Here is a 13,104-nt window from a genome sequence, read left to right on the forward strand (position 1 = left end):
CGCCTCGTCCTTCTTCATGAAAACAGGAACGGGGCGGCGCCGTCCCCCGGCGCCGTCCCGCGTCGATCGCGATCAGAGCGTGCAGCGCACCCGCTTGCCGCGATAGAGATAGCTGTCCAGCCTGGCGTCATAGCTCTTGTAGCGATTGCGGCAGGCCTTCTGGTGCGCCGCGCCGGTCGAACGGCCCTGGGCCTTGGCGGGTGGGGCCTTGGCCGGCTGAGCCTTGGCCGGGGCAGGCTTCTTGGCCGGCGTCTTGCTGCTCACCGGCTGGCTCGCGCCATGATGCGGCGCCTGCGCCATGGCCGGCGCGCCCAGCGTCGCCATCAGCGCGGCGGCGCCCAGGGTCAGGAGCGAGGGATAAGTCATGTCATGGCCTTTCATCTGGGTGGAAAATCTCCGCCCCGTCTGTGGCCACCCGATTTTGCCCCGTCATTTCACGAATATTTCAGAAGCCCGCGCCTTATTGCCCTCCTCTGTCAAAGACTTGGCCCGGCAAGCACGCGCCGCGCCGAGATCACAGCCGCCTTGCCAAATTCCCGATATGCGGTATCCAATCCCGCAAATTGAACTTGAGCTGGGAGGATGGGATGCGGTTGAGGCAGGCAATGATCGGGCTGGCCCTTCCCCTGCTCGTCGCGGCGCAAGCACCCACACCCGCCGCGTCCCCCGCCAGTTGGACCGACCCGACCACCGGCCACCGCATCGTCCGCGTCGATGACCGGCCGGGCAATTACGGCCTCTATTTCAACTATAATCCCTTCACCCCCGACGGAAAGCGCATGGTCTATCTGACGCCGGAGGGGATCCGCGTCGCCGACACCAGCGACTGGACCACCCGGCTGGTGCTGAAGGAAAAGGTCGACCGGCTGCTGTTCGTCGGCCACCGCGCCAATGTCGCTTATTATACCACCAACCCGACCGGCAGCAGCGAGGGCGAGCCGTCCTTCATCGTATGGTCGGTCGATCTCGACAGCGGCAAGCGCCGCCGCATTGCCGAAATGCCGGGCGGCCGCATCGAATCCATCAATGCTAACGACACGCTGCTCGCCGGCCATCGCGAACTCGCCCCGCCGCCGCCCGCCATCGCCGCCCAGGGCAAGCGCGATCCGAAAACCGGCTCGCCCAGCTATAGCGGCACCGACGATCAGGGCCGCCCCCTCTCCTTCGCCGCCGCCAAGGAAAAATGGATGGAGGCCCGGCTCGCCGCCGGCGTACCAATGGAAATCTTCGCGATCGACATCGCCACCGGTCAGCAGCGCCGCATCACCGCGTCGAAGGACTGGCTCAACCATGTCCAATTCTCGCCGACCGATCCCGATCTGCTCATGTATTGCCATGAAGGCCCCTGGCAGCAAGTCGATCGTATCTGGACCATCCGCACCGACGGCAGCGCCAAAACCAAGGTGCATCAGCGCATCCTGCAGGGCGAGATTGCCGGCCATGAATATTGGGCGCCCGACGGCCGCACCATCTGGTATGACCTCATCATGCCGCAGGGGATGCGCTGGCTCGCCGGCCATGACGTCGCCAATGGCGCGCGTCGCTGGTATGCGATCCGCCCCGGCCAGGGCTCCTATCATTTCGCCTCATCGCCCGACGGCCGCAGCTTCTCGGGCGACGGCGCCAATGACGGCAAATATATCAGCCTCTTTCACCCCCGCCCCGACGACAATCCCCGCGCCCGCAACACGCTGAACGGCGACACGCTGATCGCCACCGGCACGCTGGAGACGGAACGGCTCGTCGATTTGGCGAGCCATGACTATACGCTCGAACCCAACCAGCATTTCACGCCCGACGGCAAATGGCTGGTCTATCGCAGCAATGTCGCCGGCAGCCCCGCCATCTATGCGGTGGAAATCGCGAAACCACGCTAGACCGCGCGCACACAAGTCCGACGCCCGCCGAATGGCAAGGATGGGTAGGGTGCGCAATGCCCCTTATCCCGTCATGCCAGCGAAGGCTGGCATCTCAGGCAGGCGCACGCGACATAAACGGATAGCGCAAGACGGCTGGCCTCCTTCTGCCACCGCCTCAGACCCCAGCCTTCGCCGGGGTGACGGAGTTGGGCGGGAACAAGACATTCCTCCCCGGCACGGGGAGGGGGACCGCTCGCGCAGCGAGTGGTGGAGGGGCACAGGCCCAATAGCGCAGCGTCAATAGGCACCTGCCCCTCCGTCAGGCGCTCCGCGCCTGCCACCTCCCCGTTCCGGGGAGGAATGTCTGCTTCTGGTCGCTCGCAGACAGTCCGAATTTGTCCACGCAGCCCCGAACCAAAGAATAGCGCCCGTTTCACACCATCGGCGAATGCGCGTGACGCTTCCGTCTCGGGCGATCTGGCCCAACAGGGTAAACACCCCTTTCAGCCCATTCCCTCATATTCTGGTAACAGCTTCCCCGTCAGGCTGCCGCCGCGGCGCGCCCGCATTCCTTCCTGCCGGACCCTTGCCATGCGCCGCCTCACGACCAGCTTCATCGACAGCGCCTTTGGCCATGGCGCGGACGGCCGCCCGCTGTTCATGCCCTTCGGCCTGATCGGCGGCCAATATGCCATCCCCGACATGGCCACCGCGCAGCGCCTGCGTCGTGGCGTCGCGCGCCTGCTGCCGCTCGCCCTGCTGCCGATATTCTGCCTGTTCGCGCTGTTCCTGCCGCCGCTGCGCAACGCCTACGCCCTGCCGCTGCTCGGCGCGATGGCGGCCAGCTTCGCGCTGTTCAGCATCACCTTCTTCCTCTGGGTCCGCCACGCCACGCGCGGCCTGCACCGCGTCGATCGCGCGCGACAGGGCATCCCCGCCCTGCTCGATCCGGACGAGGCGCTCGCCCGCCGCCTGCTCGACCGGGTCCGTCCGCCGCGCACCCGTTCGGCCGAAGCGACGCTGGGCGCCCTGGCCGGTTTCGCCTGCCAGATGCTGCTGCGCCATCGCGCCGAGCAGGAAGGCACCGCCGCCCCGTTGATCGAGGTCGCGACCCATGACGGGCGGTTGCGCTATTTCGGCGATGCCCTGAATGGCCTGCTCGCCGAATATCCCGGCTCGCTCTGGGCGGGCGTGGGCGATGGCAAGCCGGCGCTGCTGCTCGGCCCGATCTTCCGCGAGATGACCGATGCCTGTGTCGGCGACTCCCGCGACTATGCCGACATGATCGGCCTGCTCCAGCGGCACTGGAGCGCCACCGCGCTGATCCTGCGTGGCCAGGGCGTGGATATCGAACGCTGGCCCGACCTGTTCGTCCGCGCGCTGCGGGAACAGGTGCAGGAAGGCGGCGACACATCGCTGCGCCCCGCCCTGCTCTTCATGCGCGCCGCCATCGCCATGTCGAAAATGGACCCGGCGGAAATATTGGTGCCCGACCAGCCCGCCGGCGATCCGCTCAGGCGCTCGCGGCCGACGTCTCGCACAGCGCCTTGAACTGGGCCATCATTTCGTCCCAGCCGGGATGGAAGCCCATTTCCTCATGCCGCGCCTTCGCCTCCGCGTCCCAGTGGCGCGCGGTCGCGGTGAAGCGGGTGCCATCGCCCTCCGCCGCAAAGTCCCAGATCGCGGTCATGAACGGGCTCTGCGGTATCCAGCCGGCGGCATAGGCGTCGGTCGTCACGATCCGCGCGCCGGGCACCACCTCCAGGAATATCCCTTCCATCGGCCCGGTTTCCTCGCCATTCGGCCCGAACATCTGCACCGCGCTGCGGCCACCGGGGCGCATATCCTCCTCGATCACCTCGGCGCGCCAGGGCTTGGGACAGAACCATTCGTCCTTCAGGTCGGTCCACACCTTCCAGCAAATCTCGCGTGGCGCCTCGATCAGGCAGGTGACCGACAGCTCATGCTCCGCCCCGCTCATGCCGCCTCTCCCAGGAACGCCGCATGCATCGCGCCGCTGTCCAGCTTCTGCATCACCATCATCGCCTGCATCATGCGGGCGATGCCGGCGCGATCGCCCGTATGATAATTGTCCATGATCTGGCGCGTCACCAACTGCCAGGAGAGGCCATATTTGTCGGTTACCCAGCCGCACGGCCCGGCCGTGCCACCGTCACCGGTCAGCCGGTCGAAATAGCCGTCCAGCTCGGCCTGGTCCGCGCATGCCACCGACAGCGATATCGCCTCGTCAAAGCTGAATTGCGGCCCGCCGTTCAACGCCTGATAGCTTTGCCCGAACAGGCTGAACTCGACCAGCAGCACGCTCCCGCCCGGCAGCGGCGAAGGCGACGGATTGACCTCGGGATAATAGCTCACATGGTCGACCGACCCGCCGAAGACCGACGCATAATAATGCGCCGCTTCCTCGGCCTGACCGTCGAACCACAGACAGGGGGAAATCTTGTCCATCACCCCTCTCCCTTGCTGCCGACCAGCGCGAACATCGCGCCCTGCGGATCGGTCGCCTGGATGATCCAGGCGCCACCCGGCACCTCCATCGGCCCCTGCAGCACCGTGCCGCCACCGGTCGTCACCCGCTCGACCGCCGCGTCGATGTCGCCGACGGTGAAGTAGAACAGCCATAGCGGCACCGGCATCATCGGCGGCACCGGCATGATGCCGCCGGTCATGCCGTCAAAGTCCGTCGAGCCGGTCTGCGAGACAAGCTGGTAGCTACCCATCTCGCCCATATCCATGGCCTCGCCCTTCGACCAGCCGAGTTGCCCGGTATAGAAGGCCAGATCCTTGTCGAAATCGCCGGCATAAAGCTCGTGCCAGCCGACATGGCCCGGCGCCATTGGCGGCGGCGCATCCATCCCCTCGGGGCTTGATCCCTTGAGCAGCATGAACACCGCGCCGCCCGGATCGGCCATCACCGCAAAGCGGCCGACGCCCGGAATATCCTCGGGCGGCCGCTTCACGTTGCCACCCGCCGCGCTCAGCCGTTGCGCATCGGCATCGACATCGGCCGACCCGACATAGCCGCCCCACCAGGGCGTCATGCCGCACTCCTTCGCCTCGGCCGGGATCGCCATCACCCCGCCCAGTGGCCCGGCGCTGCCGGAAATCACCTGATAGGGCCCGTCGGGCAGGTCGCCGCCAAACGGCTCTGCCGTCCAGCCGACGACATCGCCATAAAAGGCCAGCGCCGCCGCGGGATCGCTGGTCATCAGTTCATACCAGAAGAATTTGCCGCTAAAGTCGGTCATCCTCTTTCTCCCGAAAACGATATTGGGAAAGCTCAGGCGGTCGCGTCGACCAGCACCTCGAACCCGCCATAGATCAGCCGCGCGCCGATGAAGGGCATGTCCTCGCCCTCCTTGGGCTGCATGCGCTCGTCCTTCATCACCTTCTCGGCGCCGGCATCGCGGGTCGCCTTGTCGGGCCATTCGATCCAGGAGAAGACGACTTCCTCATCCTCTTCGGCGATGACGGCAGTGCGGAAATCATTGACCTTGCCGGGCTTGATATCGTTGGCCCAGCATTCGACCACGCGCAGCGCGCCATATTCGATGAAGATCGGCGCGGCGAAGGCCGCGACCTCCTTGTAGCGTTCCTTGTTGCCCTTGGGCACCGGGATCACGAACCCGTCCATATAGCTCATCGTCTCTCTCCTTGTGCAAGGTCGTCGACATCAGGCGTCGGCAGTTTCTCCCTGGTTCGCGGCCATCGCGGCGGCGACATCCATCCACATCGCTTCCCAGATATGGCCGTCCAGATCGGCGAAATTACGGCCATACATGAAGCCATGATCCTGTTTCGGATTGGGCTCGGTCCCGCCCGCCGCCAGCGCCCTGTCCACCGTCGCGTCCACCGCGTCCCGGCTCGTCTCGCTCAAACACAGCAGCACCTGTGCGGTTTCATGGGCATTGGGGATCTTGCGCGGGGTAAAGCCGGCGAACCGTTCATGGGTCAGCAGCATCGCGTGGATCGTCTCGGAAAAACTGATCATCTGCGCGCTGTCATCGGCGAAATCATTGTTCCGCACGGCGCCGACCGCTTCATAGAAGGCGATCGCGGCGGGCAGATCGGTGACAGGCAGGTTGACGAAGATCATCTTCGGCGCGGGCGCATCGGCCATCGTCTCTCTCCTCATGCTTTCATGGCGGCTCGCACCTTGTCGTGAGTCGCCGACTTGAACTTTGTGCGCCCGAAGATTACATTATGCAACAGACAAGTTAGAAAAGATAACCAATGAGTCCCAATCCGCGCAAACGCGCCTATCTGGATGGCTGTGCCACCGCCCATGCGCTCGATCTGATCGGTGATCGCTGGGCGATGCCGATCATGCGGGAATTGCTGCTCGGCCCCAAGCGCTTCACCGACCTGCGCGCCAGCCTGCCCGGAATCAGCGCCAATGTGCTGACCCAGCGGCTGGAGGAACTGGAAGCGGCCAGCATCCTTGTCCGCCGCCGCCTGCCCCCGCCCGCCGCCAGCCAGATTTACGAGCTGACCCAATGGGGCCGCGAGTCGGAAATCTTGTTCATGGTGCTGGGCCGCTGGGCCTGCCGATCGCCGACGATGCAGCCGGGCATGCCGATGAGCCAGGTGTCGGTGGTGATGTCGATGCGCACGATGATCGACCGCACCGCAATCGGCGATCTGGATGCCACCATCGGCTTCCGCTTCGGCGAGGAGGAATTTCGCGCCACGCTCCATGATGGCGATTTCACCATCGACCGGGGCGAAGCGGCCGGCGCCGACCTGATCTTCACCGGCGACCAGAATGCGCTCGCCGCCATCGTCTATGGCGGCCAGTCCTTCGCGGCGATGGCGCCGGCCTTGCAAATGGAGGGCGACCGGGCACTGGCGGCGCGCTTCGTCCGCCTCTTCCCGCTGCCGCCCAAGGCACCCTCGACAGTCAGCCAGGCGACGCCAGCTTCATCATGACCAGGCCCGACAGGATCAGCGCCGCCGCCGCCAGCCGCGCCGGGCTGATCGCTTCCCCCAGGAAGGCGACGCCGACGGCAAAGGCGCCCAGCGCGCCAATCCCGGTCCAGATCATATAGGCGGTGCCCAGTGGCAGGCTGCGCATCGCCAGCGACAACAGGCCGAAACTGGCGATCATCGCGCCAAGGGTGATGAGGCTCGGTATCAGCCGGGTGAAGCCATGCGACTGCTTCATCGCAAAGGCCCAGACGATTTCGAGCAATCCGGCAAAAAACAGGGCAATCCAGGCCATGATGGCGCTCCTTCACAAGGGGCGCCGGGCCGTCCCGGACTTGAAACCCGCATGACGGGGGAGGACGTGGCCTCGCTTGACGAAGCCCAGATAGTCCTCCCCGATGCAGGAGGCAAGCTTTGCGGGCGTCAATGCGCCCCGTTCAGCATCCCGAACACCTGCTCGAATTCGCCGCGCTTGGTCGCCTCGCTCAGGAACTTGACCCGCTCGACATGGATCTCGGCCGGGGTCGGCTCCTGCCGCAACAGGCCCATCGTCTCGCTGATGAAATCGGCCAGCGGCATCATCTGCGGATTTTCGGCATGGCCCGGCATCAGGTCGGTCTGCACGCCCGGCGGCACGATCTCCACCACGTCGACGCCCGTGCCCTTGAGCTGCTCGCGCATCGAGATCGACCAGCTATGGATCGCCGCCTTGGTCGCGCTGTAGGTCGGCGTCGCCGCCAGCGGGACGAAGGCCAGGCCCGACGACACGGTCAGGATCGTCGCGCTCTTCTGCGCCAGCAGATGCGGCAGCAGGGCATGGGTCAGGCGGATCGGGCCGAGCAGATTGGTGGCCACCGTCGCCTCGGCGATGGCGAGGTCGATCTGGTCCTCCGCCACCATGATGCCGGCATTCAGCAGCACCGCGTCGAGTGCCGGGAAGTCGGCGACTAGCTTGTCCGCGAAGGCCGCGATCGCCGCCGGATCTTCCATGTCGATCACCATCGACGCCATGCCGGGGTGCGCCGCGACCACCTCGTCGAGCGCCGCCTGCCGCCGCCCGGCGATGATGACCTGGTTGCCCGCTGCGTGGAATTCATGGGCCAGCGCCGCGCCGATGCCCGAACCGCCGCCGGTGATGAGGATGGTGTTGCCGGAATTTTTCATGGGAAAGCTCCTTAGTTTGGTGGCTTGCCCATTAATTTAGGCCTATACTCTCTTTTGGAAAGAAGGCACCGAAAAGTGCCATAGGCACCCAAAGGTAAGAAATGGCAAATCCTCTGGAATCCCGCTTCGCCACCGCTGAAATAGCGGCCGCCGAGCAATATCTCGACCATGATCCGCCGACCGAACTCGATCCGCGGGTCGAGCGACTCGTCAATGAACTGATCGGCCGGGTCGCCGACAAATGGACGATGCTGATCCTGGAATTGCTGGAGGAGCGCGGCACGCTGCGCTTTACCGAGGTCGGCCGCGCGGTCGAAGGGATCAGCCAGAAGATGCTGACCCAGACGCTGCGCCAGATGGAGCGCGACGGCCTGCTCACCCGCACCGTCCATCCGGTCGTGCCGCCGCGCGTCGACTATGCCCTCACCCCGCTCGGCAACAGCCTCAGCGCCGCCTTCTGCGGCGTATGGGTCTGGGCCGAACGCAATCTCGCCACGGTCGAGGACGCCCGCGCCCGCTTCGACGCGCGCGACGCCTGACCGGCGATCAGCTTTCGGGCGGCGCGGGAACCGGCTGCAACGGCAATTTGGGCGCCTGCGCCTGCGGCTGGGTCGGCACCACCGGCGGCGGCACGCTCGGCGTTCCCGGAACAGACAGGGCTGGAGCAGCAGGCGCGGGCGCGGAAGCCGGCGCATCGGGCAGGATCATGTCCGACGGCCGCTGCATCGGCGTGGCCGGCACCTGCCCCATCGGCGCGGGCGCGGTCGGCGCCGGCGGTTCATGGTCGTTCAGATCATCGCCGCCGACCGGGCCGACCAGCTTCACCGTCGCGCCGAAACGCTTGCGCCATTCCTCCAGCCGCCGCAGATAATCCTCATATTCCGCCCAGAAATCCCGGAAGGGCTGTTCCAGCTCATCCAGCGCCTTGGGCGCATAGGCGGCCAGCGCCTCGGGCGTCAGCCCGTTGATGATCGTCATCGTCGCCACCGCCTTCTGGCAGAAGGCCTTCTGCGCCGGCGGCAGGGCGAAGAAATTATAGACCAGCGTGTTCAGCACTTCGCGCATGCGGATCGCGCTGCTGCCGTAACGCTGCTGATAGCTGACCTCCAGCGTGTCGTTGGCGCGCTTCAGCGACGCGCCATGCACGGTCAGCATCTGGTTGTACAATATGCGCGTCTGGCCATTGGTCTCGGGACAGCCCAGCGCCGCGACGTTCAGCCCCATGCGCACATGCCACAGCGCCTGGTCGCCCTCGGAATCGCGATTGGGGGTGATGAACTTCCCGGCCTCGTCCTTGTCCGGCGGCACCATGTCGGGCGCGGAATTGCGCGGCGGGGTCGGCATCACCGTGGGCACCACCGCGGGCGGCGGCGCGGGCGGCACTTGCTTCACCGGCGTCGCACAGGCCGCCAGCGCCGTCAGGGCAAGCAGCGACAGACGGGAAGACAGGGAACGTGGCAGGAACATCAACTACTCCGACGATCTGGCCCGACCAACATGCCGGGCATTTCCACCGGAGGAAATATGCTTAACGCGCAGCCAGGGACGGCCCCGCCTGTGGTTCACCGCTGAACCCCCGCCCGGTTGCTGTTAAAAGCCCGCTATCCCAATTGGTTGCAATGCAGCAAGCCGAGCAGCGCGAAAAAGGCCGGAAATAACCGATTTTTCTCAGTCGGCCCGCGCCAGCAGACGCGGCATCGCCCCCTTCGGCACCGTCACGCCATCATCCGCGATCAGCTCCGCCCGGCTCAGCCCGACCTCCAGCACCACCGGCGCCATCGCCAGCGTCCGCCCCGAACGCCATGCCGCCAGGTCGGTCTGATAGCGGGCATAGGCATCGAAGAAGTCGGTGAAGGGCTTTTCCAGCGCAGCGAGGCCGGTCGGCGCATAGGCCAGCAACTGGTCCGTCGGCAGACTGTTGACGGTCGCCCCCACCCGCACCGCCTCCGCGCAGAAACCCGCCTGCGCCGGCGGCAGGGCAAAGAAATTATAGACGATAGTATTCAGCCGCTCGCGCTGCGCGATCGCGCCGCCGCCGAACTGCGCCTTATATTCGCCCTCGACCTGCGCATTGGCCCGCGTCAGCGCCGCCCTGTGCCGGGCCAGCAGCGCATTATATTGCAGCCGCGCCGCGTCGCCGCTCCCCTGGCAGGACAGGGCCGCCACGTTCAGCGCCATGCGCATATGCCACAGCGTCGCCGCCCCGCTCAGGTCGCGGTTGGGCGTAACGCGCAGGCCATCGGCGCCGATCGGCGGTATCTGCATGGTGGCCGTCGCGCCCAGCGGCGGCAGCGGCTGGGGCACGGGCTGTGCCCGCACGGGCGCGGGCGGCGGCGCAACCGCCACCTCCCGCTGTCCCGCGCAGCCCGACAGCAGCGCAATCCCGCCCAGCGGGCACAAGAGCAGGCGACGGATCGAGGCACGCATGGACGGTCTCCGGCAAATCTGATGCCGGAAACCATGCCCGATATTGGTTAAAAGCCGATAAAGCCTGTTTTCCAGGCAGCGGGGATCAGGCCGCGCGGCGCTCCAGCGCCGTTGCGGCCTGCGCCATCAGTTCGGCGATGATGTCGGCGACCGGCTCTTCCTTGGTCACCATGCCGACCGACTGGCCCGCCATCAGCGACCCGCCCTCGACATCGCCGTCGATCACTGCCTTGCGCAGCGCGCCGGCCCAATAATGCTCGATCTGCAACTGCGCCTCGCCCATGTCGACCGCGCCGCTGTCCAGCAGGTTGGCGACTTCGCGCTGCTTGGCGGTGAAGGCTTCGGTGCCGGCATTCTTGAGCGCGCGCACCGGGATCACCGGCAGGCGCGGGTCGATCTGCACGCTGGCAATGGCATCGCGCGCCGACGCGCGGAAGAAGGCCTTCTTGAACGCGGGATGGGCGATGCTCTCGCTCGCGCAGGCGAAACGGGTGCCCAGCTGCACGCCGGCCGCGCCCATTTCCAGATAGGCGGCGATCGCCTCGCCCCGGCCGATGCCGCCGGCCACGAACACCGGAACCTGCTGCGCCATTTCGGGCAGGATTTCCTGCGCCAGCACGCTGGTCGCGACCGGACCGATATGGCCGCCCGCTTCCATGCCCTCGACCACCAGCGCATCGACGCCCGACCGCACCAGCTTCTTCGCCAGCGCCAGCGCCGGGGCGAAGCAGATCAGCTTCGCGCCATTGGCCTTGATCGCCTCGATGCTGCCCTTGGGCGGCAGGCCACCGGCCAGCACGACATGGCTCACCTCATGCTTGGCGCACACCGCGATCAGGTCGAACAGCTGCGGATGCATGGTGATCAGGTTCACGCCGAACGGCTTGTCGGTCAGCGCCCTGGTCGCCGCGATTTCCGCGTCCAGCAGTTCGGGCGACATCGCGCCACAGGCGATCACGCCGAAACCGCCGGCGTTCGAGATCGCCGACACCAGATGCCGCTCGCTGACCCAGCTCATCGCCCCGCACAGGATCGCGCTCTCGCAGCCGAGACATTCGGTACCGCGGGCCATCAGGGAAGCGAGTTTGGCAGTGGTCATCGTCATATCCTACAACATAAAAAAGCCCCTCCCTTTCAAGGGAGGGGTTGGGGTGGGTAGCGAGCGAAGCGAGCTTCCTCCCTATCCACCAAGGCAGGCGGCGATTGCTGACGCAATCGCACCCACCCCCATGCCCCTCCCTAGAAGGGAGGGGAGTATGTCTGTCAAGCCGCCGGGGCGTCGAGGCCGTAGGCGGTATGCAGCACGCGCACCGCCAGTTCGGTCTCGTCCTCGTCGATCAGCACCGAAACCTTGATCTCGCTGGTGGAGATCGCCTCGATGTTGATGCCGCGCTCGGCCAGCGTCTTGAACATGGTGGCGGCGACGCCGGCATGGCTGCGCATGCCCACGCCCACGACGCTGATCTTGGCGACTTCGGTGTCGGTGATGATCCGGCGGAAGCCGATCGCGTCCTTGTTGGCTTCCAGGATGTCGACGCTGCGGGCGAGGTCGGCGCGCGGGACGGTGAAGGTGACGTCGGTCTCCTCATTGTCCTTGCTGTCATTCTGGATGATCATGTCGACGTTGATCGCCGCATCGGCCAGCGGGGTGAAGATGCTGGCCACCGCGCCCGGCTTGTCGGGCACGCGGGTGACGATGATCTTCGCCTCATTCTTGTCATGGGCGATGCCGGTGATGAGCTGACGTTCCATCTTGGTTTCCTTGAGCTTGGCTTCCAGTTCCTCGTCGCTCACGATCAGCGTGCCGGGGAGGTCGTCCTGGGTGGGATCATCGAAGGAGGAAAGCACCTGCACGACCACGCCTTCCTTCATGGCGAGGCCGACCGACCGGGTCTGCAGCACCTTGGCGCCGACCGAGGCCAGCTCCAGCATTTCCTCATAGGTTACGAGGTCCAGCTTGCGGGCGCGCGCCACGATGCGCGGGTCGGTGGTATAGACGCCGTCGACGTCGGTATAGATGTCGCAGCGATCGGCCTTGACCGCCGCGGCCACCGCGACCGCCGACGTGTCGGAACCGCCACGGCCCAGCGTCGACACCCGGCCATCGTCCATCATGCCCTGGAAACCGGGGATGACGGCGACCTGGCCGGACTGCATCGCCGCGATCAGCGCGTCGGTCTCGATCGTGCTGATGCGCGCCTTGGCATGGGCCTCGATCGTGCGGATCGGCAATTGCCAGCCCAGCCAGCTGCGCGCGTCCACGCCGATTGCCTTCAGCGTCATCGCCAGCAGGCCGCTGGTGACCTGCTCACCTGCCGCCACGACGACATCATATTCGGCCGGGTCGTAAAGGGCGGAGGCTTCCTTGCAGAAGCCGACCAGGCGATCGGTCTCGCCGGCCATGGCCGATACCACGACCGCCACTTCATGGCCCTGGTCGACGACATGTTTGACGCGCGCGGCCACGTTGCGAATTCGCTCCATCCCCGCCATGGAGGTGCCGCCGAATTTCATCACGATGCGCGCCATTTGCTTGTCGAACCTATTCCAGTTTGTGAAACAAAATGTCCCAAAGGGCCAAAACGGCGCTCCTATTAGCAGCCGCGGCGGATATGGCAAGCAATCCTGCCTCACCGCCCGCCGCAGCAGCGGTCCATTTACCGCACCATGCCCCGCCTTCAAAGACATAGCTATGACAGCATGGCAC

General features: G+C 65.9%; 16 protein-coding genes. 4 read left to right on the top strand and 12 right to left on the bottom strand.

Translation table 11 applies throughout. The annotated features are described in order from the left end of the window. Nucleotides 1–72 precede the first annotated feature (72 nt). Nucleotides 73–366, bottom strand: coding sequence for a hypothetical protein (locus ACI6S0_RS12485; RefSeq protein WP_434403235.1), 294 nt, complete (start codon nucleotides 364–366; stop codon nucleotides 73–75). 239 nt (nucleotides 367–605) lie between these two features. Here ACI6S0_RS12485 and ACI6S0_RS12490 point away from each other — a divergent pair, with 239 nt between their 5' ends. Continuing rightward, entirely contained in the window at nucleotides 606–1,877 is a 1,272-nt protein-coding gene (locus ACI6S0_RS12490; protein ID WP_434403236.1) for an oligogalacturonate lyase family protein, read from the top strand. A gap of 573 nt (nucleotides 1,878–2,450) precedes the next feature. After that, nucleotides 2,451–3,410 (top strand): hypothetical protein, encoded by a 960-nt coding sequence (locus ACI6S0_RS12495; RefSeq protein ID WP_434403237.1) that lies wholly within the window; start codon nucleotides 2,451–2,453, stop codon nucleotides 3,408–3,410. On the opposite strand, the gene ACI6S0_RS12500 is transcribed toward ACI6S0_RS12495, so the two are convergent. Genes ACI6S0_RS12500 through ACI6S0_RS12520 form a run of 5 tightly spaced genes read right to left on the bottom strand, consistent with a single transcriptional unit; the run spans nucleotide 3,373 to nucleotide 6,000 of the window. Next, on the bottom strand, nucleotides 3,373–3,840 hold the full coding sequence (locus tag ACI6S0_RS12500; protein WP_037517294.1) for an SRPBCC domain-containing protein: 468 nt from the start codon (nucleotides 3,838–3,840) through the stop codon (nucleotides 3,373–3,375). The two genes, ACI6S0_RS12495 and ACI6S0_RS12500, sit on opposite strands and share 38 nt — an antisense overlap. Further along, complete coding sequence (locus ACI6S0_RS12505) at nucleotides 3,837–4,328, bottom strand: VOC family protein (protein ID WP_434403238.1); 492 nt, start codon at nucleotides 4,326–4,328, stop codon at nucleotides 3,837–3,839. The genes ACI6S0_RS12500 and ACI6S0_RS12505 overlap by 4 nt, the downstream gene beginning before the upstream one ends. Beyond that, nucleotides 4,328–5,128, bottom strand: a complete 801-nt coding sequence (locus tag ACI6S0_RS12510) for a VOC family protein (protein WP_434403239.1) — start codon at nucleotides 5,126–5,128, stop codon at nucleotides 4,328–4,330. Before ACI6S0_RS12510 ends, ACI6S0_RS12505 begins: the two co-directional genes overlap by 1 nt. 32 nt (nucleotides 5,129–5,160) lie before the next feature. Then, the gene (locus ACI6S0_RS12515) at nucleotides 5,161–5,523 is read right to left on the bottom strand and encodes a DUF1428 domain-containing protein (RefSeq protein WP_374548804.1); all 363 of its coding nucleotides are present in this window, start codon (nucleotides 5,521–5,523) and stop codon (nucleotides 5,161–5,163) included. A gap of 30 nt (nucleotides 5,524–5,553) precedes the next feature. Continuing rightward, nucleotides 5,554–6,000: a VOC family protein gene (locus ACI6S0_RS12520; protein ID WP_434403240.1), complete on the bottom strand. Its 447-nt coding sequence runs from the start codon at nucleotides 5,998–6,000 to the stop codon at nucleotides 5,554–5,556. 113 nt (nucleotides 6,001–6,113) lie between these two features. Here ACI6S0_RS12520 and ACI6S0_RS12525 point away from each other — a divergent pair, with 113 nt between their 5' ends. Continuing rightward, complete coding sequence (locus ACI6S0_RS12525) at nucleotides 6,114–6,809, top strand: winged helix-turn-helix transcriptional regulator (RefSeq protein ID WP_434403241.1); 696 nt, start codon at nucleotides 6,114–6,116, stop codon at nucleotides 6,807–6,809. On the opposite strand, the gene ACI6S0_RS12530 is transcribed toward ACI6S0_RS12525, so the two are convergent. Both ACI6S0_RS12530 and ACI6S0_RS12535 read right to left on the bottom strand, forming a co-directional pair. After that, on the bottom strand, nucleotides 6,781–7,101 hold the full coding sequence (locus ACI6S0_RS12530; RefSeq protein ID WP_434403242.1) for a DMT family transporter: 321 nt from the start codon (nucleotides 7,099–7,101) through the stop codon (nucleotides 6,781–6,783). The two genes, ACI6S0_RS12525 and ACI6S0_RS12530, sit on opposite strands and share 29 nt — an antisense overlap. Nucleotides 7,102–7,229: 128 nt before the next feature. Then, nucleotides 7,230–7,970 carry an SDR family oxidoreductase gene (locus ACI6S0_RS12535; protein ID WP_434403243.1) on the bottom strand — a complete coding sequence of 247 codons (741 nt, stop codon included), beginning with the start codon at nucleotides 7,968–7,970 and terminating at the stop codon, nucleotides 7,230–7,232. 101 nt (nucleotides 7,971–8,071) lie between these two features. Between ACI6S0_RS12535 and ACI6S0_RS12540 the strand changes: the two genes are divergently transcribed. Next, on the top strand, nucleotides 8,072–8,509 hold the full coding sequence (locus ACI6S0_RS12540) for a winged helix-turn-helix transcriptional regulator (RefSeq protein ID WP_097384233.1): 438 nt from the start codon (nucleotides 8,072–8,074) through the stop codon (nucleotides 8,507–8,509). A 7-nt stretch (nucleotides 8,510–8,516) separates the two neighbouring features. Here ACI6S0_RS12540 and ACI6S0_RS12545 read toward each other — a convergent pair whose 3' ends face one another. The 4 genes from ACI6S0_RS12545 to ACI6S0_RS12560 all read right to left on the bottom strand — a co-directional run bounded on the left by ACI6S0_RS12545 (nucleotide 8,517) and on the right by ACI6S0_RS12560 (nucleotide 12,926). Further along, entirely contained in the window at nucleotides 8,517–9,437 is a 921-nt protein-coding gene (locus tag ACI6S0_RS12545) for a hypothetical protein (RefSeq protein WP_434403244.1), read from the bottom strand. Between the two features lie 201 nt (nucleotides 9,438–9,638). Next, nucleotides 9,639–10,397 (bottom strand): hypothetical protein, encoded by a 759-nt coding sequence (locus tag ACI6S0_RS12550; RefSeq protein ID WP_434403245.1) that lies wholly within the window; start codon nucleotides 10,395–10,397, stop codon nucleotides 9,639–9,641. A gap of 85 nt (nucleotides 10,398–10,482) precedes the next feature. Further along, nucleotides 10,483–11,496, bottom strand: coding sequence for an NAD(P)H-dependent flavin oxidoreductase (locus ACI6S0_RS12555; RefSeq protein WP_434403246.1), 1,014 nt, complete (start codon nucleotides 11,494–11,496; stop codon nucleotides 10,483–10,485). Nucleotides 11,497–11,660: 164 nt separating this feature from the next. Beyond that, the gene (locus ACI6S0_RS12560; RefSeq protein ID WP_004208043.1) at nucleotides 11,661–12,926 is read right to left on the bottom strand and encodes an aspartate kinase; all 1,266 of its coding nucleotides are present in this window, start codon (nucleotides 12,924–12,926) and stop codon (nucleotides 11,661–11,663) included. Between the last annotated feature and the right edge of the window lie 178 nt (nucleotides 12,927–13,104).

The sequence above is a fragment of the Sphingobium sp. DN12 genome, assembly GCF_051058005.1.
GTDB lineage: Bacteria > Pseudomonadota > Alphaproteobacteria > Sphingomonadales > Sphingomonadaceae > Sphingobium > Sphingobium yanoikuyae.